Source organism: Streptomyces sp. CB02980, from assembly GCF_014451325.2.
Classification (GTDB): Bacteria; Actinomycetota; Actinomycetes; order Streptomycetales; family Streptomycetaceae; genus Streptomyces.
Genome location: NZ_JACSCH020000003.1, coordinates 249041 through 268764, shown reverse-complemented (window position 1 = coordinate 268764; position 19724 = coordinate 249041). Strand labels below are relative to the sequence as shown.

The window sequence follows — 19724 nt, the reverse complement described above, 5'->3', positions numbered from 1 at the left end:
TCCTGTGAACCTCCCGCTCCAGGGACGTACCACCCGTCGTCGGCTCGGCGCGGTCGTCACCGTGGCGGTGGCCGTCGCCCTCGCCGCCACCGCCACCCCGACTGCCGGGGCCGCCTCGGCGCATGCCGCCGTGGCGGCCGCACAGGCACCGGCCGCCGTCTTCTCCCTGCCGGCCGGCTCGACCGTGGTCTCCAGCGGCCCGACCGGCTTCCTGGCCTCCCGCACGGAGGGCACGGCCAACGTCCACACCTGGGTCGCGTACGACGGGACCCCGACGCGGCTGCCGGCCGGACGGTACGAGCCGAACCAGGGCACGGACCTCGTCGTACGGGTCGAGGGGCCGAAGCGCACCTACCTCGACATGGCGACGGGCCGCGAGGTCGTCTCGTACCGCACCACCGAACTCGCCGGGACCCCCGTGCCCCTGCTCCACCAGGGCACCTCGCTCGTGACACGGACGTTCCCGGCCGCGCCCAAGGGGCGGGAGCTGCATGTCGTCGGCAAGGACGCCGAGGGCCGGATCGTGGACCGTGCCGTGCCGGACCTCCCCGCCGACGAGCTGGTGGCGGTGGAGAGCGCGGGGCCGGACACCTTCCTCGCCCGCTCCTACTCCGTCGTGGGCGGGGTGTGGAGCCAGAAGCTGGCCGTCGTGGACGTGGCCTCGGCGTCGGCGGTGGAGACGTACGACCACGTCTACGGTCGGACCGGACCCCAGCCGGCGACCGCGTCCTCGACCCACCTCGCCTGGCTGGAGCTGGGGGAGTACGGCGCCACGCTGGCCACCGTCCGGCGGGGCGAACCCCGGGTCACCCGCACCGACCTGCCGCGCCCGGTCGACCCGGAGACGAACGCCCGGACGACCGTGCGGATCGTCGGAGACTGGGTCGTGTACACCGCGCTCGGCGGCGGCGAGTCGTCCCGTACCGCACCCCTGCACCAGGTGACGGCCCGTTCGCTGACGACGGGCGAGACCGTCCCGCTCCTCGCGCACGCCTCCGGCCTCGTCGCCGCCCCTGACGGTTCGCTGCTCGCCTCCGGCGGCACGCTCGACCGGGGCGAGGGCGTGTACCGGATCTCGCCCGGCGCGACGGCCGAAACCCCGCCCGCCGTCTCGTTCCTGGCGACGACCGGCGTCCCCACCTCCCTCGCCGTCACCACCGAGAACGCCCCGGCCGGAACGGTGGACCTGGACCGCGCGGGCGGCTCACTGAAGCCCTCGTGGACGTTCACCCGGCCCCACGCCGAGGTGCGCCTGACCGTCCGGCACACCGCCTCGGGCCGCTCGTGGACCTCGACGCCTGCGCCCCGCACACCGGCCGAACCGTTCACCTTCACCTGGGACGGTTCCTACGACGACAGGTCCCCGGCGTTCAACGGCGCCCACACGTGGACGATGACGGCGAAGCCCGCCAACGGCATCGGCCCCGACGTCGTCCGCACCGGCTCCTTCACCCTCACCCGGCAGGTCCGGCCGCACGACTTCAACGACAACGGCACCACCGACCTCCTCGTCCGCGACGCGCAGGGCGGCCTCGCCCTGTACGAGGGGCGCCGGTACCTCACGGACGTCCACCGGGAGCCCGAGCCGCCGTCCCTGCCGCCGACGCCGCTCGGCACCGGGTGGAACGCGTACGACCGGATCACCGCCACCGGGAACCTCGGCGGCACCCCCGCGGGCGACCTGGTCGCCCGCGACACGACCGGCGTCCTCTGGCTCCACCAGGGCAACGGCAAGGGCCTCGCGCCCCGCGTCCGGGTCGGCGGCGGCTGGCAGGTCTACGACCAGCTGGCGGCCGGCTCCGACCTGACCGGCGACGGCCGGAACGACCTGATCGCCTCGGACAGGACCGGCGTGCTGTGGCTCCACCCGGGCACGGGCAGCGCCACGAAGCCCTTCGCCGCCCGCAAGAGGGTCGGCGCGGGCTGGGGCGTCTACAACAGACTGGTCGTTCCCGGAAGCCTCGGCGGCGCCGCCCACGGCGACCTGGTCGCCCGCGACAGGACCGGCGTCCTCTGGCTGCACCTCGGCAGGGGCGACGGCACCTTCGCGCCCCGCACGCGGATCGGCGCCGGCTGGAACACGTACGCGACACTGATCGGCGTCGGCGACCACGCGCCCCGCGACGGACGCGCCGACCTGGTCGGCATCTACTCCAGCGGCTACCCGAACACCTACGCGGGCACCGGCGACTGGCGCCGCCCCTTCGCCACCCCCACCGGCGGGTACGCGCCCCTGCCGGTCTCCCGCCCCGGCGACGTCTACTGACACCGACACCGCCGGGGGCCCCGCTTCGTCACCGGGTGGCGAGGCGGGGAGCGGCCGGCTCGGTGGTCGCCGTGAGGCGGCGGCGGCGGCTCGGCATCATCATCGTCGGGTGGGAGACGCTCCATGCCGCGCCCGCGCAGATGAACTCCTTGATACGGGCGCCGGCCCGGCCCGTGACGACGGTGGACGTGACCTCGTCGTCGTGGGTCACCTTCTGGAAGATGGCGTCGCGGCGTCCGAGGCTGATGCACTGCGCGGCGTAGCCGATCGAGTTCTCCGGAACCTTGCGGCCGGTCAGGCGCGCGGCGAGGGCGTCGGCGGCCTGCCACGCCATCGGGCTCGCCGTGGCGCAGGACATCCGCAGCGGCTTGCCGCCCGGTCCTTCGGCGAGCGCGGCGTCGCCGACGGCGTACACGTCGGGGTGGGAGACCGAGCGCATGGTGGCGTCGACGACGATCCGTCCGGTGCCGGACACCTCCAGGGTCGTGGCGGCCGCGATCGGGTGCACGGCGAAGCCCGCGGTCCAGACCGTCAACTGGGCCGGGATCTCCTGCCCTTCACCGGTGACGACACTGTGCGCGTCGACGCGGGCGATGTCGGCGCGCTCGTGGACCGTGATGCCGAGCCGGTCGAAGACGGTTCGCAGATGGCGCCGGGCCTTGTCGCTGAGCCAGTCGCCGACACCGCCGCGGGCGGCGAGGGCGACCTTCAGGTCCGGGCGGGCCTCGGCGATCTCGGTGGCCGCCTCGATGCCGGTCAGGCCGCCGCCGACGATCAGCACGGTCCCGCCCGGCTCCAACTCGCCGAGGCGTGCCCGCAGTCGCAGCGCGTCCTGCTTCCCGGCGACGCCGTGGGCGTACTCGGCGACACCGGGGACGCCGAGGGCGCCGGCGGTGCTCCCCAGGGCGTACACGAGGGTGTCGTAGCCGAGGGTCTCGGCGCCGTGCTCACCGGTGAGTTCGACGGTCCTGAGGTCCGCGTCGACCGCGGTGACCCACGCCGACCGGAGCTCCACGCCGGTGCCCGCGTACACGTCGCGCAGCGGGCGGCTCGGCAGATCCTGTCCGCTGGCGAGCTGGTGCAGACGGACCCGCTCGACGAACTCGGACTCGCCGTTGACGAGGGTGATCTCCACGTCGTCGCGGTGCAGCCGCTTGGCGAGGCGACCGGCGGCGATCGCTCCGGCGTACCCGGCTCCGAGGACAACGATGCGGTGCTTCATGGCTGGCTCCCTATCCGGTTGGACTCACCTCCTGAACCGGACAGCCACGCGATCCCTGACAGGAATCGAGTGTGACGTGGGTCACCACAGCTCTCTGAGCGGGCGATGGGGGCCGGCGGCCGCCCACTGGCGGGTGATGTGCTCCAGCTTGTCGGGGTTGACCTGGAGATGGACCGAGGCGACACCGTCCGATGTCGTGTCGAGACAGATGACGCCGGCGACCCGCTCGCCGATCGAGACCAGCACGGCGGGACCGCCGTTGACGACGGCGGCGTGGAGCTCGGGGTCGCCGCCGGCGATGGTCCGCTTGGCGGCGCTCGGCCGGAACAGCCCCCGCAGGTAGCGCGCGATGCCGAGTGCGCCGACGACCGGGGTCCTGCGGGCCGGAACCCGGGCCCCGCCGTCGGCCACGCCGACCGCGTCGTCGGTGAGCAGCCGGATCAGCGGCTCGGTGTCGCCGCTGAGGGCGGCGGCGAGGAACTCCTCGACGACCTTCCGCGCGGCGACCGTGTCGACCTCGGTACGGGCCCGGTCGGTGGCGAGGTGCTGCTTCGCGCGCCGGTGGATCTGCTGGCAGTTCGACTCGGTGAGGTCGAGGATCTCCGCGATCTCGCGGTGCGCGTACCCGAAGGCCTCGCGCAGCACGTACACCGCGCGCTCGTTGGGCGACAGGCGCTCCATGAGGGTGAGCATCGCGAGGGAGACCGACTCGCGCTGTTCGGCGGTGTCGGCCGGCCCGAGCATCCGGTCCCCGGCGAGCACCGGTTCCGGCAGCCACTGCCCGACGTAGGTCTCCCGCCGGACCCGTGCGGAGGTGAGCTGGTTGAGGCAGAGATTGGTGAGCACCTTGGTCAGCCACGCCTCGGGCGTCTCGATCCGCTCCCGGTCCGCCGCGTGCCACCGCAGATACGTCTCCTGTACGACGTCCTCGGCATCGCCGGCGGACCCGAGCATCCGATAGGCGATCGCCTCCAGACGACCCCTGGAACTCTCGAACAGATCGGCCTCGTACGTGCGGAGCGACATCCCTCCATGATCGGGCCCGCACGCGGGCCACGTCCACCCTCCGCTCACGGCTCCAGGCCGGCGCGGACGAGTCGGCACGTCGGAGGATCCGCTCCGCGTCATCCGCGCGGGCGCACCCCGTCGATGACGAGGGTCAGCAGGCGGTCGGTCTCGGCCGCGCCGTCGGCGTCGTGCTCGGTGGCCAGCGCGATGGCTCCGACGAGCTTGAGCAGTCGGGTGATGGTGACCTCGGGACGTACGGCGCCCGCCTGGTGGGCGCGAGCGAGGAGTCCGCCGCCGGCGTTCACGATCATCGTGTGGCAGTCGTCTCCCAGCGTCGGATCGGTGGAGCCGGTGCCGGGCATCAGGGCCGCCCCCAATCCCTTGTTGGTGACGGCGTGTGTGCCGACGGCGTGGAGCCACGTGACGAGCGCGGCCTCCGGGCCGGTCGTGGCGGCCAGGTCGCGTGCCGTGGCGCAGAGGCTCTCCACCCGGTCCCTGAACACGGACTCCAGCAGTGCCTGACGGGAGGGGAAATGCCGGTGCAGCGTGGCGGATCCGACCCCGGCGTGCCGGGCGATCTCCTCCAGGGAGGCGTCGGCGCCGTGCTGCGCGATCGCCTCTCCGGCGGCGGCCAGGATCCGCTCGTAGTTGCGCCGCGCGTCGGCGCGCATGGGCTTCTTCGGTGAGGCCGGGGTGGCGTCCTGGGACACGGGAGCTCCTGACGTCTTGCTAACCGGGGTGGCCCTCCATATTGTATCGATCATTAAACGGAGGGCCACCCCGGTTAAGGGGTGCGCCCCTCCCCTGCGTGTCCGAGAGCCAGGAGCGACAGTGGAGACGACCGACAAGACCATCGTGGTGACCGGCGCGACAGGCGTGCAGGGCCGGGCGGTGACAAGGCATCTGCTCGACGCGGGCTGGCGGGTACGCGCACTCACACGCCATCCGGACGGGGAACCGGCGAGAGAATTGCAGAGGGACGGGGCGCGGATCGTGCGCGCGGACATGAACGACGTCTCCTCGCTCGTCGCCGCCGCCGAAGGCGCATACGGCCTCTTCAGCGTCCAGCCCACGGTGGGCTCCCCGGGTACCGCCCCGGACTTCTCCGCCGAGGACGAGGTCCGCTGGGGAACGAACATCGCCGAAGCCTCTCGGGCCGTCGGCCTCACGCATCTCGTCTTCAGCTCGGTGGCCGGCGCGGACCGCCATGAGAGCGAGACGCTGCCGGAGAACCTGATCAGCAAGTGGCGGATCGAGCGGCATCTCGCGAAGCTCGGCCTGCCCGCCACGATTCTGCGGCCGGTCTCCTTCATGGAGAACTACACCGGCGAGTACGCCCTTCAGGGCGGCAGGATGGTGTCGGGCATCGCCCCCGACGTCCCCCTGCAGATCGTGGCCGTGGACGACGTCGGCTTCTTCACCGCACTGGCCTTCTCCCGGCCCCAGGAGTGGATCGGACGGGCGGCGGCCCTGGCCGGCGACGAACTGACCCCGGTCCGGATCGCCGCGCACATCGAGACGGCCATCGGGCGCCCCCTGCCGTACGAGCGGATCCCGATGGAAGCGATCCGCGCGGTCGACGAGCGGTTCGCGTTCGCCCACGAGTGGCTCAACGAACGCGGTTACCGCGCCGACGTCGCCGCCACGCGGCGGATCCACCCGGCCGCGATGGACTTCCGTACCTGGCTGGAGCGAACCGGCGCCGCCCGGATCGCGGCGTTCCTGGCCGCCCGGCAGGGAGAGGCGCCGGGCGCATGAGCGATCAGAGGCCCCGGCTCGGGACCATCGGCATCTGGGCAGGCGAACTCGACGGTTGTCCGGCGGCGGAGGTCCGCGAGGCGGCGGCCGTGATCGAGGACCTCGGCTTCGGGACCCTGTGGTTCCCCGAGGTGGCGGGGCGGGAGGCGATGGCGCAGGCCGGGATCCTGCTGTCGCGGACCCGGCGGATCGTGGTGGCGGCCGGCGGCGCGGACATCTACGCACGCGACGCCGTGACGACGGCTGCCGCACAGCGCACCCTGGAGGAGGCGTTCCCGGGGCGCTTCCTGCTCGGGTTGTGGGACAGCCACCCCAGCCTTGCCGAGGATGTCCGCGGCCACCGCTTCGGCCCCCCGGTGCCCACCATGCGCGCCTATCTCGACGCGCTGGACACGGCCCCGTTCGGGCCGCCGGCCTCGGGGGCCTCGCCCCCTCGTGTGCTTGCCGCCCTGGACCACGGCATGCTCGCGCTCGCCGCCGAACGAACCTGGGGCGCAACCCTCTTGGGCATGCCGGTCGACCACACCCGCAACGCCAGGGCCGTGCTCGGGCCGGCCCCGCTCCTGGCCGTCACCCAGCTGTGCGTCCTGGGCCCGGACCGAAAGAGCACCGCCGCACTCGCCCGCGCCACGGCAGCGGCGGCGCTGCCCAACCGTCGCGCTCTGCTGAACGACCTGGGGTACGAGGACCCGGACTCTCTCGGCGACGGGCTCGTCGATGCGATCGTGGCCCACGGCACCGCCGAGGACATCGCCCGACGCGTCCACGAGCACCTCGACGCCGGGGCCGGTCACGTCAGCCTCCACCTCGTCACCTCCACACCCCACTCGCCGCCCCTCCGGCAGTGGCGCGAGCTCGCCGCCCACCTCCTGCCCGTCCTTCCCGGCAGGGCGGCCCGTGCGTCATGACGCGGCTCCCCGGACCCCGCCGCCGGCGTCGAGGCGGGTGATGCGCCGCTGCGCGGCGAAGGCGGCGGCCGGATAGCGCGGGTCGGGCCGCAGGGCGTATTCGCGCAGGCACGCTTCGGTGAACTTGATGACGTGCTCGTCGCCGTGCTCGGCGGCGCGGGCGCCCAGCTCGTCCAGTGGGGGCAGATCCGGTATCTCCGACTGCCAGGCCGCCGTTCCCTCGTCGCGCCGGTCCGAGGTGAAGGCGAACAGGAACGCCGACTGCACCTGCCAGAGCCGGGCCAGCGTCGGCGCGTACAGCTCGTGCGGCAGATGCGGGAGTACGAGGCGGACGGCGGCGGGGGCCGTGACGCCGTGGATCAGCGGGACGGGGTACACCTCGGGGTGGCCGAGATAGACATCGGCGAACTGGGCCGTCATCTCGCTCAGCAGCCGGGGTGCCTGCTGCGGGGCCAGCATCTCCAAGGACTCGCCGTAGCCGGGGAGTTCGGCGAGCGTGTCCAGGCGGTGGCGGGCGGTACCCGGCCCCATCGGGCCGTCGAGCGGTACGCGGGGCAGCCGCGCAACCGCTTCGGGCAGTTCGTGCGGGCCGTGCAGTCGCGGGCGGCCGGGGAGTTCGCTGTAGCGGGCCGCCCAGTAGGCCAGGCCGCGGGCCAGTTCCTTCAGCTGGAGCGCTGTGCTTCCGTCGTCGGTCGCGTACAGGCCGCGTACGGCGTGCGCGGTGCGGATGACCCCGTGCGTGAGGCCGGCGAACAGCCCTGGAAGCAGGCGGGGCCACCAGCGCACGAGAACCTCGCGCCAGTGCGCCTCGGCCAGTTCGCGGACGAACAGCCGCTCCCAGTCCCCGGCCCGTTGGAAGGTGCCGAGGGCGGGACGCCACGAGGACTCGTCCGCGGGGTCCAGGGCGAAGCGGGCGGCGGGAGGCTCGTGGTGTTCCATCGCCTTCCGGTAGCGCCCTACCCACCGGGCGACTTCGTCCACGTGTCCGAGCAGGGCGAGCGCCTCGGCGCCCATCGGGCCGTGGTTGGCGAGATCCACCCCCTGTCCTCGCTCGTACCCCAGGTCGTCCATGCGTTCCAGGGCGTCGTTGAGCGCATCGCTGTAGCTGATCGACGGCATAAAAGATCCTTCGGAGAGCCAAACAGTTTGGATATCAGAACCATATACACTTGTAGCATGCCGAAGAGCGAGAACGCCGGGAAGGCGCCACGGAAGCCGACTCCGGATGAGCTTGAAGTCGCCGGTCTCGTACCGTTGTTGGAGCCGTTCTTCCGCGGCTCGGTGGTGCGGGATCTGATGCCGGCGCCCTTGCGAGGTGTCATGGAGGCGCACGGCCTGACGCCGCGCCACGGCGCCGTACTGCCCCAGTTGCTGGCCGGACAGCCGCTGACCGTCGGTGAGATCGCCCGACGGCTTCAGGTGTCACTGTCCACCGCCAGTGAACTGGTCGGAGCCCTGAGCCGGGCCGGCATCGTGGATCGGGCCGAGGACCCGGCGAACCGCCGCCGCGTCCTGGTGTCCCTGGCCGAGGAACACCGCCTGTCGCTGGAAGCCTTCATCGTCCGGCGGACCGAGCCGCTCCTGCGCGCGCTGGAGGGACTGTCGGCCGACGAGAAGGCGGGATTCCTGGCAGGACTCACGGCCTGGGTCGGCGAAGTGCAGAGGTGAGCGAGTCGTGCGTGCTTCCGCGGGCGGGCGCCGGATGTCGAAGCCTGCGCTGAGAGGCCCGGGCAACACAGCAGCCCCAGGTCGCTGACCTGGGGCTTTGCTATGGAGCGGATGACGGGAATCGAACCCGCGCCATAAGCTTGGGAATCACCGCTGCCTAAGGTGTTGATCTGCCCTCTGACCTGCACGTATCGCCCGTCAGGCGACGTGTGGCGAGGGCTCTGGAACGCCCATGTCGACCGCTGTCATCCGCCACTGAGGGCACGGATGGGGCACGTTTCCGCCCGACGCCCTGCCGATGTCGGGCGCCCGGTCAGGTCCTCCCCGGTGCCGGCGGTTTCCGCGACTAGCCTCCGCATCATGCTGCGTATCGTCGACACCCGTACCGGCCATCTCGTGGAGATTCCCTCCGTACGCCGTCATCTGCTGAGCATCTGCGTCCACCTGCCGGCCGGCGACGTCGGGCTCGGCCTGGGGGACCTGCGGGCGCTCCTGGTCGGTGACGTACTGGCGCGCACAGTGGAGCTGAACGGCCTGCAGTCCCGCACGTTCCGTACCATGCCGGACCTGCCGGACGAGCAGGCCGAGGCGCTTGACCGCTCCATGTCCGCCCTTGGCGTCCACCCGCCCGACACCGTCGGTGTTCACCATCCCAGGGGAACGCTCTGCGCCGCTGCCGACGTTCACGTCCACGCGTACGGGACCGCGGCACAGGACGCGGTCGGCGGGGTCCGTATCGACGTGGGCCAGGTCGGCCCGGCATCGGGGGAGAGAGGCGTCGCGGACCGTGCCCACTTCCCGTCCCCAGGGCTCCTGGAGGCCGTCGCCCCGGAGGGCGCCGATCCGCTGGCCATGAGGATGTTGATGCTCGGCCACGCCTACCGCACGCCGGTCTTCGTCACCAGTACTGCGCTCGAAGAGGCCCGGCGGACGCTGGCGGACTGGCGGCAGCTGGTGGCCGACTGGGCACAGGAGCCGTCCCGGCCGATGCCTGCCGATGTGCTGCGACGCGCCCATGACGTGCTGGCTGATGATCTCGGCGTCCCCGCCGTCCTGGACGCGCTGCTCACCGTGGCGACGCGCGCCGACGTACCGGCCGGTGCCAAGTTCGAGACGTTCGCGTTTCTCGACCGCGTCCTCGGACTGGACCTCGCGCGCGAGGTGGGTCACCAGCACCGGGCAGCGACATGACGTCGGGAGGAGCGGGCCAACGGGCGGTCCGGCTCAGCCGCGTTCTTCCTCTTCGGCTTCCATACGGCGGATTCCCTGGTGGGTCAGGGAGACCATCGCAGGTGTGTTGCCCGGTTCCCGGCCGACGGTGATCAGGTCCTCGCCGGCGAGGTGGGTGCAGGCGGCGGCCAGGTCCTCCTCCGGGATGCGCAGGTCGTTCCGCAGCTTCCGCCCCGGGACTCCGAGGAGTCGGTTGCCTTCGGTGGCTTCGTAGAGGGCGGTCAGGACCCGTTCGTGGTGGACCTGTCGCTCGCGGAGTGTCGCCATGACCGAGTCCTTTCATGCGTGTGAGGTGCGGCCGGCGCTCCTCACGCCTCGTCGACGCGGGTGCCGGTGCGAGGGGACGGTCTGCTGGTGGCGAGCCAGGGGAGGGCGGGTTCCGCGGCGGATCCGGTGTCGACGGTGAGGTGGAGCCGTGTGCCGCCTTCGGGTACGGGGTAGCTGCGCTGTTCCGCACCGGCGAAGGAGCGGCGGATCACTTGGGCGACCGCGCGGGCGGCTTCGGGGGTGGCGGCGCCGTTCAAGAGCGGATGACGGGAACCCGTAACGAAGCGGGGCCCGCCGATACCGACGGGCACACTCAACTCAGTCCGAGGCCGGCGGAGGGGGTGATTCGGCGGCGCGGCGGTACTCGGCGTTGATGCGTTGGGCTTCTTCGAGCTGGTCTTCGAGGATGATGATGCGGCAGGCGGCCTCGATGGGGGTGCCCTGGTCGACGAGTTCCCGGGCGCGTGCGGCGATGCGCAGCTGGTAGCGGGAGTACCGGCGGTGGCCGCCGCCGGAGCGGAGCGGGGTGATGAGGCGCGCTTCGCCAAGGGCGCGCAGGAATCCCTGGGTGGTGCCGATCATCTCGGCGGCCCGGCCCATCGTGTAGGCGGGGTAGTCGTCGTCATCGAGACGGTCGAAGGAGTCGCCTGCTGTCACTTGCACCTCTCTGGTGAACGCGTTGAGGGGCCCTGGTGCCGTATGGCACCAGGGCCCCGAAGGAACTACTACACCATCTGCCGGTCCTGATACCGCACCGGCCTTCTGTTTCCGCTGACCCGACCGAGACGCTGTCGGGCACGCGGGGATCGCGGTTGCTTGACCGGAGACCACCTCACTATCGATGTCCTGCGGTACCCGGGCTCAGACTTCCGCCCGGGCGATCCTGATGGCGCGGGTTCCTCCGTTCTTCCTCGGTGATCAACTACGTACTACGGGGTACTGCGTACTGCACTTACGGGTACCGCGACTGCCATGACAGCGGTCCCGCTCGCGGCGGCCCCTGATCACTGCGGGCCACCCGGTCCGGTCGTCAGTCCCGTCGCCGTCCTGCGACAACCCTGGCTTCGGAACTCCACCACCGCACCGTCCTGCCAACTGCACCTGCGGGTACTAGTGCCCGGCAGTTCGTCTCTGCCAGGCTCTCTTGTCTCGCTGGGATACGAGAGAAACCATAACCACGCCACTACCCAATGTCTACTCTGGCCGAGATAGATTTTCGTGCTCCATGGGGAGAGCTAGACCTTCATGGCCGGTCCAGGGTCTGCAGAGCACCTGCACTGCAGGTCAGGCGCTCGGGCTGGCCACAGCAGAGCGCGTGGGGCGCGAGAATCAGGTAGGCGAGGGCCGGGTGCAGGGACGGCTGGTGAATGGAATCGGCTCCCCTGTCGAAGCCTGACGAGCTGCTCGTCGACGTCGCCGCCTTGGTGGAGTCCGGGCGGAGCAATCAGATGTCCCTGACCCTGGACCATGGGCGACTTCAGCTACTCCGACCACTGACACGGCGCCGCGTGGGGAAACCCGTCGGTACGCGGGAGGGCCCGACCAGCACGCGCGCTGGTCGGGCCCTCATCGCTGTTCCGGTGGCGGCTCACGCCGGTCCCGTCGGTCAGACGGTCACCGGGGTGCCGAGCAGCGCGGATGCCTGCTGGACCGAGGTGAGGGCGTGTGCGGGTGCGGCGTTCTGGGGAAGGCCGCGGCAGGTGAAGCCGAGCCGGGTCATTGCCCGCAGGACTTCGTCGGCGCTGAAGTCGCGGCGGTCCTGGCGGGTGATGACCTGGCCGACCTGTTTGACGGGGTAGGTGCGGCGGCCGATGATCACGGATTCGCCGATGACCTCCTCGGGCTTGATGCCCTTCATGGATTCCAGGACGCCGCTCTTGGTCAGATCGAACGGGAACCGGGCGATGACGCAGCGCATGGTGCCTCACAGGGGGAAGGAGAGAAGGGTCCGGCCGCGGTAGGCGGTTCAGGCAGGGGCGAGGACGCCCGGAGCGCTGCCTTGTTCGGCCACGACGGGCAGGGCGTCGAGCCGGCGGTGGCGCATCGGGTATTCGGCCTGGTTCATCGGGGTGCGGGGTGCGGTGAACGGCCCGCGGTCGCCGGGGACGTCGCGCAGCCGGATGCGGTCCGTGTACGCGTCACTGTCACGGACGGCGGCGAGCTGGGCCCGGGTGACCAGCCGGGTGCACAGCCCGTCGTCGTCACAGATGAGCAGATGCCCCGCGCGGGCACTGATCACGACGGACAGGGCCACTTCGACGGTCATGTCATCGCAGACCTGCGGTGCGGCCATGTCCATGGCGTCGGCCACCGTCCTGTGCATAGGGGTGGCGTTCGCCGAGCGGGGCTGCGTCTGGACCAGCGTCAAAAGTGCCTCCTGCAGAGGTGGGTCGGTTTCCTGCTCACGTGGCGTTCAGGCCGCCGCGTCGACGGCGGACTGCCGCGCGCTCACGCGGCGGGCCGCCGCAGCGGGACTGCGTCGACCGCGGGACACCGGGCCGCGCTTACGCGGCGCGGCCGCCGGCGCGGTGATGGTGACCGGGACGCCGGAGGGGGTCCGGGCGCCGGTGATCCGGTGGAGGGCTTCCTCGCCGGAGCGGACCTGGGTGGTCTGGGGGACGATGCCGGCGTCGGCCATGAGGCGGTTCAGGCCGCGGCGCTGGTGGGAGGTGACCAGGGTGACGACGCTGCCGGACTCGCCCGCGCGGGCGGTGCGGCCGCCGCGGTGGAGGTAGTCCTTGTGGTCGGTCGGCGGGTCCACGTTGACGACGAGGTCGAGGTTGTCGACGTGGATGCCACGGGCGGCGACGTTCGTGGCGACCAGGACGGTGACGTGTCCGGTCTTGAACTGGGCGAGGGTGCGGGTGCGCTGGGGCTGGGACTTGCCGCCGTGGAGTGCCGCGGCGCGCACTCCGCTGTCGAGGAGGTCCTGGGTGAGCCGGTCCACGGCGTGCTTGGTGTCCAGGAACATGATCACCCGGCCCTCGCGCGCCGCGATCTCCGTCGTCACCCGGTGCTTGTCGGCGCCGTGCACGTGCAGGAGGTGGTGTTCCATCGTGGTGACCGCGCCCTGGGAGGGGTCGACGGAGTGGACGACGGGGTCGGTGAGGTAGCGGCGGACCAGGAGGTCGACGTTGCGGTCCAGGGTGGCGGAGAACAGCATCCGCTGGCCTTCGGGGCGCACCTGGTCCAGGAGGGCGGTGACCTGGGGCATGAATCCCATGTCGGCCATCTGGTCGGCCTCGTCCAGGACGGAGATCGCGACCTGGCTCAGCCCGCAGTCACCTCGGTCGATGAGGTCCTTGAGGCGACCGGGCGTGGCGACGACGACTTCGGCACCCCCGCGCAGGGCACCGGCCTGGCGTCCGATGGGCATGCCGCCGACCACGGTCGCCAGTCGCAGCTTGACGGCGCGTGCGTAGGGCGTGAGGGCGTCGGTCACCTGCTGGGCCAGCTCGCGTGTCGGGACGAGGACGAGGGCGAGCGGCCGGCGGGGCTCGGCGCGTTGCCCGGCGGTGCGGGCCAGGAGGGCCAGGCCGAAGGCGAGGGTCTTGCCGGAGCCGGTCCGGCCGCGGCCCAGCACGTCACGACCCACGAGGGAGTTCGGCAGGGTCGCGCCCTGGATCGGGAACGGCACGGACACGCCCTGCCCGGTGAGCGCGGCCAGGAGCTCCCTGGGCATGTCGAGTTCGCCGAACGCCTCGACGGAGGGCAGCGAGGGGGTGATCGTCTTCGGGAGGGCGAACTCTCCCTGTACCGCGGCGGGCCGGCGGCCGTGGCCGCCCGAACGGCTCGGGCCTCCCGTACGACTGGGGGCGGACGAACCGAAGCGACCGGCCCGAACCGGAGCGGCGGTGGAGCCGAAACCGGAGCCGCCGGTGCTGCGGCGGTTGCGGGAGGAGCGGCTGTTCGTACGTGTGGGGTTCATTCAGAACCTTCCTTGATGCGGCACGTCACCAAGGAATTCCCGCAACGGTGGAGCAGTGCGGGGAACCATAAGAACGGGCCGAAGAGAATGCGAAAGCGAATCTCGCCCGCATGGAATCCGTGTCGGCGCAGGCGCTGAATCTGAAATGGAGTGACGTCAGACGAACGTCGAAATCCAGGACAACAGCGGGACGCGGGCTCGAAGCGGCGGCGTCCCTGGGGGTCCGTGGGCGGTGGTCACCGGCGGTCGCCCTACCAGTGGAACCACTGCCGGAAAATGCGTGTAGCTGGGGCCCGCACCCCGAGGGATGCGGGCCCCAGCTACGAACTACGCGTCAGCTTCAGGCGGGAACGATGTTCTCGGCCGTCGGGCCCTTCTGGCCCTGCGCGATGTCGAAGGTGACCTTCTGGCCTTCCTGCAGCTCGCGGAAGCCCTGGGCGGCGATGTTCGAGTAGTGGGCGAACACGTCGGGGCCGCCACCGTCCTGCTCGATGAAGCCGAAGCCCTTTTCCGCGTTGAACCACTTCACGGTGCCAGCAGCCATGTCATTTCTCCTTTGGGCAGTACGCCGGCATCCGCACTGTGCGGATGCCGTGTCGCCGCGATGATGCCCCGACCGGAAAATGACCGGAAATACAAAGCGCCGCCTACGTCATGAAGATCGCATGAAGATTGAACAGAGACGCTTGAAGTTTTTGGGTACCAAAACTGCAACCGAGATCGACAATAGCATGCCGCAGTGGCTTCGGTGCGTAAAATAATCCCGCTCTGCGCGTTAGAGCAAATACTCTCCCTGCGGGGCCCGTTAAACTCTCAGCCCGCGGGCGTAGATATTGATTCACCCCGAGCGTAGTGTTTCGGGAGCGTGAGCTCCGGTTCGATCGTCCGCGCTGTTCAGGTCGCTGATCGCGGAGACCTCGGATCAGGCGTGGTGACCGCCGCTCGGGCCGTTCGCGTGGTGCCTGCCCTGCAGAAACCCCTCCAAGGCTTGCGTTGGAGACGCCTTCGGAGCCGTTGTCATCCGATGTTCGCCGCTCTGAAGGGCACGGATGGGGCACGTGCTGGGAAGGCGCCGTTACGAGCGCGTTCTATGGGTGTTGCGAAGGCGGTGGCGGTCCGCAGGGGCTGCAGCCGAGAGCCGACGCCTGCGGGCGCAACCGCTCCGCAATCGGCTCAGGCCGAGCCACAGCGGACGTGGACAGGCGTGGGCGCCCGGCCTCAGGAGGCGGGTTCGTCGAAGATGCCGGCCGTTGGTGGAGTACGTCCACGAGCAGTCGGCGGGCTAACGCCGGTCCAGCAGACCCCCTTCCAGGGCCAGCACGACCGCGCGTGTGCGGTCGCTGACGTTCAGCTTGGCGAAGATCCGGAGCAGATGGGTCTTCACCGTGGCCTCAGAGATGACCAGGCGCTTGCCGATCTCCGGATTGGACAGGCCGTCTGCAACGGCATTCAGCACGTCCACCTCCCGCGCGGTGAGCGTCACCGGCGAGGGCTGCCGCATCTTGGTCACCAGACGCTGCGCGACGCGCGGGGCCAGAACGGTCTCGCCCCGGGATGCAGAGTGAATGGCCTCGACGAGCTGCTCGCGGGTGGCGTCCTTGAGGAGGTAGCCGGTCGCGCCCGCCTCTACGGCATGCTCGATCTCGGTGTCGGTGTCGTAGGTGGTCAGGATCAGCACGCGAGTGCCCTGACGGCCCGCGACGATCTCGGCGGTGGCACCCGCCCCGTCGAGCACCGGCATCCGCAGATCCAGCAGCGCCAGGTCGGGCTGCAGCCGGTCGACCAGCTCGACCGCCGCCCGGCCGTCGCCCGCTTCGCCGACGATGTCGATGGTGGGCTCGGAGGCCAGCAGCGCAACCAGGCCGGCGCGCATCACTGTGTGGTCGTCGGCCAGGATGATACGGAGCACGTCTGTCGATGTTGTCATGTCACACCTGACCGTTCGTGGGAATCATGGCGAGGATGCGGGTGCCGTCTCCGACCGAGCTGGTGACGGTGAGTTCGCCGCCGAGTTCGGCGAGGCGTTTACGCATGCCGTTGAGTCCGAAGCCCCGGGACTCCTCGACCACGAAGCCCCGTCCGTCGTCGATGATTTCCAGCTCGATGCCGAACGACTGCTGTGCCAGGACGATGTCCACGGCGGAGGCTGCCGCGTGCTTGCGGATGTTGGCGAGGGACTCCTGAGTGCAGCGGAGCAGCGCGATCCGAGCCTGCTGGTCGCACTCGATGTCCGGCAGGTCTGCGGTGACGGTGACCCCGGTGTCCTCGGTGAACCGGTCCAGGGCCCGCCGCAGTGTTCTGGCCGCCGAGCCGGGGGCCACGCCGCTCTGGGGGGCCGAGCCGACGAGGACACGGGCCTCGGCGAGGTTTTCGCGGGCGGTCTGCTCGATGGATTGCAGCTGCTGCGCGCTCCTCTCCGTATCGGTTTCGAGGCCGGAGCGGGCTGCCTCTGCCAGCGCGATGATGGAGGCGAAGCCCTGGGCGAGGGTGTCGTGGATCTCCCGCGCGAGGCGCTCTCGCTCCTCTGCAGCGCCCTGGAGCCGGTGCGCCTCGGCCAGGCTCAGCTGGGTGCTTTTCAACTCGGCGCGCAGCTGGGCGCGTTCGTCGCGCAGCTTGAGAGCCCGGGGCGTCAGTACGGCGATCAGGACGCTCACCGCGTAGACAGCGAGCGAAGAGGTGGTGTTGGTGGTGAGAACATCGGCATTCCAGCCCTCCCGCAGGCTGCCGCCGACTGTGATCGCCACGGCGCCGAGCCCGCTGTAGACGATCGCGGACCGCAAACTGTTCACGAAGATGACGAACTGCGAGAGCGCCAGCGTGTACAGCACCCCGAAGCCGTCGCGGAGGTAGGCGAGTCCGCCCAGGACGAGGACGAGCAGGGCCAGATAGACGTACGCACCGAGCACCGGATTGCCGGGGCGTCTGCGCACGAGCCCGTAACAGATGCCGAGAAGTGCCAGCAGCGCCAGCGACCCGTACTTGGCCGTGCCGGGGGTGTCTCCCACGATGGTGATCACGACCAGCAGACCGATGATCACCCAGGACATGACGTCCCACCAGTGGAGCATCCATATCCAGAACGGGTCGCCGTGCTGTGGCCGTTGAAGCATGATCGTCAGACTACGTTCTCGCGCGGACGGGCAGCCGGGGCGGTGATCGGCGCCGTAAGGGACGACCGCGTCGGCCGAAGCGGCCACCATGCCCGCTCGCCGAGCAGCAGCAGGAGAGACGGCAGGACCATGAGCCGGATGACCACGGCGTCCAGCAGTACGGCCACCGCCAGACAGAAGCCCATCTGCTTCATCTCGGTGAGATGCAGGGCGACGAAGGCGCCGAACACCGTCACCATCACGATCGCCGCGCTGGTCACCACCTTGGCTGACCGGGTGATGCCGTCCAGCACCGCCTCGCGGGCCGACATGCCGTTGTGCATGGCCTCCTGGATCCGGCTGACCACGAACACCTGGTAGTCCATCGACAGGCCGAAGAGGATCACGAAGAGGAACAGCGGCACCCGGGAGGCGATCGCGCCGAGGGAGTCGAAGGCCAGCAGGTCCTCTGCCCACGTCCCCTGGAAGAACACGACCAGCAGGCCGAGCGAGGCCCCGGCGGACAGCAGATTGAGTACGACGCCGATCAGGCCGATGACCACCGAGCGGAACGCCCACACGGTCATCACGAAGGTCACCAGCAGCAGGAACCCGATGACCAGCGGCAGCTTGCTGTTCTCGTGATGCACGTAGTCGGCGCCCCGGGCCACATCACCGCTCACCCCTGTCTCCACGCCGGACAGCTTGCCGACCGTGGCGGGCAGATAGTCCTTACGGAGATGGCCGAGTGACTCGGTCGCTTCGGCGGAGGGCGCGGGGAACGGGACGGCCAGCTCCAGCACGCTGATCCGGCCGTCGGCCGACGTACGCACCTCCGGCACGGCATTCCCGGCGAACAGAGGGTCGGCCTGCGCCCGCCGGCCGAGGTCCGCCAGAGCATGCCTCACCTCCGGGGCCCGGTCCGGGGTGGAGCGGGCGACGACCTCATGCTTGACCAAAAGCTCCGGGAAGGCCGCGTTCAGCCGGTCATAGACCTGCATGGCCGGGATGTCGCGGGAGAAGGTGTCCTTGCCCGGGTCGATGAGCTTCAGGCCGAGCGCGGGCGCCGCCAGGGCGAGCATGACCAGCACCGATACGCACAGGGTGACGGCGGGACGCTTCTGCGCGGGCCGCAGCAGGGCGCCGAACACTCGGCCCGTTTCGGCCTCCGCCCGCTTCGTACGGACCGGCTTGCCGCGGCTCGCCCGGCGAGCGGCCTTGCGGGCCGAACGGCGCTCGGTCCTGTGGCCGATCGTCACAAGGAGTGCGGGAAGTACGGTCAGGGCGCTCACCATGGCGACCGCCACGACCAGGATGGTCCCCGTCGCCAGCGAGGAGAAGATGACGTCCCCGGCCAGATACAGGGTGGCGGTGGAGACGATCACAGCGAGGCCGGAGACCAGGATGGACCGGCCCGCGGTCGCCGCTGCCAGCTCCACCAGGGCTTCCGAGCTGAGCCGGCCACCAGCACGGGCCCGTTCCTCGCGTTCACGCTTGAGGTAGAAGAGCGTGTAGTCGACTCCCACCGCCAGGCCGATGAGCAGGATCATGTTGGTCCCGACACCGGGGTCGGGCAGGACGTGGGACGCGATCATGGACAGCCCCAGGGCGCCGGTGATCGAGGAAAGCGCGAGCAGCAGCGGCACACCGGCCATGACCACCGATCCGAAGACGATCAGCAGGGTGATGAGCGTGACCGGCAGCGTGATGCGCTCGGAGAGCGCGAGGTCCTTCCCGCGCTGATCATTGACGCCCTTGCTGATGGAGGGGGAGCCGGTCTCCTCCACGACCAGGTCCGGGTGGCCGTCGCGCACCATCGCGGTCTGCTCGAGGAGCGGGGCGACGTTCTTCCTGCCGTCCAGCTCGGGGCCCTTCAGGACCACCGAGACCCTGAGTACCTTGCCGTCCTTGGAGCGGACCGGGGCCGCCACACTGTCCACCTCGGGCAGCTTCCGCATCCGCTCGGTGAGGTCCCGGGCCGCGGAGTCGGCTGCGGCCATGTCCAGCGGTCCGGACTTGGCGTAGAACACGATCTGCTCGGTGGGCCTGCGCTGCAGGCCCCCTTCGGCTGCCATCGCCTCGGCGCGCCCCGCCTCACCGACCCGGAAGTCCTCGACAGTGGCTTCGTTGGTGCCGACCGCGATGCCGACGCCGAGGCACAGAATGACGAACGCGAACCAGCCGGCGATCGCACGCCATGCGTGCCGGGCGCTCCAACGGGCTATCCGCACAGGGAGTTGACTCATACCGGAGATCCTGGTCGGCGGGGGCGCAGCCCGACACGCCCGGCCGGTTGAACCTCGGGTCCACCGGTCGGTGGACGGCGGGGGAGCATGACCGCTACCAACGTCCCCTGCAACCGCCGGTAGAAGCCCGCCGA

General features: G+C 70.7%; 19 protein-coding genes. 5 read left to right on the top strand and 14 right to left on the bottom strand.

What is annotated here, in order from left to right; all coding sequences use genetic code 11:
- Window positions 1-4: 4 nt before the first annotated feature.
- The gene (locus E0F75_RS08130) at window positions 5-2266 is read left to right on the top strand and encodes a hypothetical protein (protein WP_187621819.1); all 2262 of its coding nucleotides are present in this window, start codon (window positions 5-7) and stop codon (window positions 2264-2266) included.
- A gap of 28 nt (window positions 2267-2294) precedes the next feature.
- On the opposite strand, the gene E0F75_RS08125 is transcribed toward E0F75_RS08130, so the two are convergent.
- The 3 genes from E0F75_RS08125 to E0F75_RS08115 all read right to left on the bottom strand — a co-directional run bounded on the left by E0F75_RS08125 (window position 2295) and on the right by E0F75_RS08115 (window position 5206).
- Window positions 2295-3488, bottom strand: coding sequence for an NAD(P)/FAD-dependent oxidoreductase (locus E0F75_RS08125; protein ID WP_187621818.1), 1194 nt, complete (start codon window positions 3486-3488; stop codon window positions 2295-2297).
- A gap of 81 nt (window positions 3489-3569) precedes the next feature.
- Window positions 3570-4514 (bottom strand): RNA polymerase sigma-70 factor, encoded by a 945-nt coding sequence (locus E0F75_RS08120; protein ID WP_187621817.1) that lies wholly within the window; start codon window positions 4512-4514, stop codon window positions 3570-3572.
- 98 nt (window positions 4515-4612) lie between these two features.
- On the bottom strand, window positions 4613-5206 hold the full coding sequence (locus E0F75_RS08115; protein WP_229312588.1) for a TetR/AcrR family transcriptional regulator: 594 nt from the start codon (window positions 5204-5206) through the stop codon (window positions 4613-4615).
- 121 nt (window positions 5207-5327) lie between these two features.
- Here E0F75_RS08115 and E0F75_RS08110 point away from each other — a divergent pair, with 121 nt between their 5' ends.
- Together E0F75_RS08110 and E0F75_RS08105 are read left to right on the top strand one after the other, a co-directional pair.
- Entirely contained in the window at window positions 5328-6254 is a 927-nt protein-coding gene (locus E0F75_RS08110) for an NmrA/HSCARG family protein (protein WP_187621816.1), read from the top strand.
- Window positions 6251-7162 carry a TIGR03620 family F420-dependent LLM class oxidoreductase gene (locus tag E0F75_RS08105; protein WP_187621815.1) on the top strand — a complete coding sequence of 304 codons (912 nt, stop codon included), beginning with the start codon at window positions 6251-6253 and terminating at the stop codon, window positions 7160-7162. The genes E0F75_RS08110 and E0F75_RS08105 overlap by 4 nt, the downstream gene beginning before the upstream one ends.
- Here the strand turns inward: E0F75_RS08105 and E0F75_RS08100 are convergent.
- The gene (locus E0F75_RS08100) at window positions 7157-8281 is read right to left on the bottom strand and encodes a questin oxidase family protein (RefSeq protein ID WP_187621814.1); all 1125 of its coding nucleotides are present in this window, start codon (window positions 8279-8281) and stop codon (window positions 7157-7159) included. The two genes, E0F75_RS08105 and E0F75_RS08100, sit on opposite strands and share 6 nt — an antisense overlap.
- 57 nt (window positions 8282-8338) lie before the next feature.
- On the opposite strand from E0F75_RS08100, the gene E0F75_RS08095 reads away from it, so the two are divergent.
- Together E0F75_RS08095 and E0F75_RS08090 are read left to right on the top strand one after the other, a co-directional pair.
- Window positions 8339-8830 (top strand): MarR family winged helix-turn-helix transcriptional regulator, encoded by a 492-nt coding sequence (locus tag E0F75_RS08095; protein ID WP_187621813.1) that lies wholly within the window; start codon window positions 8339-8341, stop codon window positions 8828-8830.
- A 360-nt stretch (window positions 8831-9190) separates the two neighbouring features.
- Entirely contained in the window at window positions 9191-10021 is an 831-nt protein-coding gene (locus E0F75_RS08090; protein ID WP_187621812.1) for a hypothetical protein, read from the top strand.
- A 33-nt stretch (window positions 10022-10054) separates the two neighbouring features.
- Here the strand turns inward: E0F75_RS08090 and E0F75_RS08085 are convergent, their stop codons facing one another.
- From E0F75_RS08085 to E0F75_RS08040, 10 genes are all read right to left on the bottom strand, one after another.
- Complete coding sequence (locus tag E0F75_RS08085) at window positions 10055-10327, bottom strand: hypothetical protein (protein WP_187621811.1); 273 nt, start codon at window positions 10325-10327, stop codon at window positions 10055-10057.
- A 41-nt stretch (window positions 10328-10368) separates the two neighbouring features.
- Window positions 10369-10584, bottom strand: coding sequence for a hypothetical protein (locus E0F75_RS08080; RefSeq protein ID WP_194480332.1), 216 nt, complete (start codon window positions 10582-10584; stop codon window positions 10369-10371).
- Window positions 10585-10645: 61 nt separating this feature from the next.
- The gene (locus tag E0F75_RS08075; protein WP_187621810.1) at window positions 10646-10984 is read right to left on the bottom strand and encodes a MerR family transcriptional regulator; all 339 of its coding nucleotides are present in this window, start codon (window positions 10982-10984) and stop codon (window positions 10646-10648) included.
- A 949-nt stretch (window positions 10985-11933) separates the two neighbouring features.
- On the bottom strand, window positions 11934-12245 hold the full coding sequence (locus E0F75_RS08070) for an SCO5918 family protein (RefSeq protein WP_187621809.1): 312 nt from the start codon (window positions 12243-12245) through the stop codon (window positions 11934-11936).
- Between the two features lie 48 nt (window positions 12246-12293).
- The gene (locus tag E0F75_RS08065) at window positions 12294-12695 is read right to left on the bottom strand and encodes a CBS domain-containing protein (protein WP_187621808.1); all 402 of its coding nucleotides are present in this window, start codon (window positions 12693-12695) and stop codon (window positions 12294-12296) included.
- Between the two features lie 45 nt (window positions 12696-12740).
- On the bottom strand, window positions 12741-14255 hold the full coding sequence (locus tag E0F75_RS08060; protein WP_187621807.1) for a DEAD/DEAH box helicase: 1515 nt from the start codon (window positions 14253-14255) through the stop codon (window positions 12741-12743).
- Window positions 14256-14595: 340 nt separating this feature from the next.
- On the bottom strand, window positions 14596-14799 hold the full coding sequence (locus E0F75_RS08055) for a cold-shock protein (RefSeq protein ID WP_020133169.1): 204 nt from the start codon (window positions 14797-14799) through the stop codon (window positions 14596-14598).
- Between the two features lie 738 nt (window positions 14800-15537).
- A complete protein-coding gene (locus E0F75_RS08050; RefSeq protein ID WP_187621806.1) occupies window positions 15538-16182 on the bottom strand; it encodes a response regulator transcription factor in 645 nt (214 codons plus the stop codon).
- A 1-nt stretch (window position 16183) separates the two neighbouring features.
- Complete coding sequence (locus tag E0F75_RS08045) at window positions 16184-17365, bottom strand: sensor histidine kinase (RefSeq protein ID WP_024755982.1); 1182 nt, start codon at window positions 17363-17365, stop codon at window positions 16184-16186.
- A gap of 5 nt (window positions 17366-17370) precedes the next feature.
- On the bottom strand, window positions 17371-19590 hold the full coding sequence (locus E0F75_RS08040; RefSeq protein WP_187621805.1) for an MMPL family transporter: 2220 nt from the start codon (window positions 19588-19590) through the stop codon (window positions 17371-17373).
- Window positions 19591-19724 lie beyond the last annotated feature (134 nt).

Excerpts from the sequence above, each read along its gene's own strand:
- E0F75_RS08095 (WP_187621813.1), top strand. The coding sequence starts at position 8,339 with ATGCCGAAGAGCGAGAACGCCGGGAAGGCGCCACGGAAGCCGACTCCG.
- E0F75_RS08090 (WP_187621812.1), top strand. The coding sequence starts at position 9,191 with ATGCTGCGTATCGTCGACACCCGTACCGGCCATCTCGTGGAGATTCCC.
- E0F75_RS08105 (WP_187621815.1), top strand. The coding sequence starts at position 6,251 with ATGAGCGATCAGAGGCCCCGGCTCGGGACCATCGGCATCTGGGCAGGC.
- E0F75_RS08125 (WP_187621818.1), bottom strand. The coding sequence starts at position 3,488 with ATGAAGCACCGCATCGTTGTCCTCGGAGCCGGGTACGCCGGAGCGATC.
- E0F75_RS08120 (WP_187621817.1), bottom strand. The coding sequence starts at position 4,514 with ATGTCGCTCCGCACGTACGAGGCCGATCTGTTCGAGAGTTCCAGGGGT.
- E0F75_RS08070 (WP_187621809.1), bottom strand. The coding sequence starts at position 12,245 with ATGCGCTGCGTCATCGCCCGGTTCCCGTTCGATCTGACCAAGAGCGGC.
- E0F75_RS08060 (WP_187621807.1), bottom strand. The coding sequence starts at position 14,255 with ATGAACCCCACACGTACGAACAGCCGCTCCTCCCGCAACCGCCGCAGC.
- E0F75_RS08055 (WP_020133169.1), bottom strand. The coding sequence starts at position 14,799 with ATGGCTGCTGGCACCGTGAAGTGGTTCAACGCGGAAAAGGGCTTCGGC.
- E0F75_RS08100 (WP_187621814.1), bottom strand. The coding sequence starts at position 8,281 with ATGCCGTCGATCAGCTACAGCGATGCGCTCAACGACGCCCTGGAACGC.
- E0F75_RS08085 (WP_187621811.1), bottom strand. The coding sequence starts at position 10,327 with ATGGCGACACTCCGCGAGCGACAGGTCCACCACGAACGGGTCCTGACC.
- E0F75_RS08040 (WP_187621805.1), bottom strand. The coding sequence starts at position 19,590 with ATGAGTCAACTCCCTGTGCGGATAGCCCGTTGGAGCGCCCGGCACGCA.
- E0F75_RS08050 (WP_187621806.1), bottom strand. The coding sequence starts at position 16,182 with ATGACAACATCGACAGACGTGCTCCGTATCATCCTGGCCGACGACCAC.
- E0F75_RS08045 (WP_024755982.1), bottom strand. The coding sequence starts at position 17,365 with ATGCTTCAACGGCCACAGCACGGCGACCCGTTCTGGATATGGATGCTC.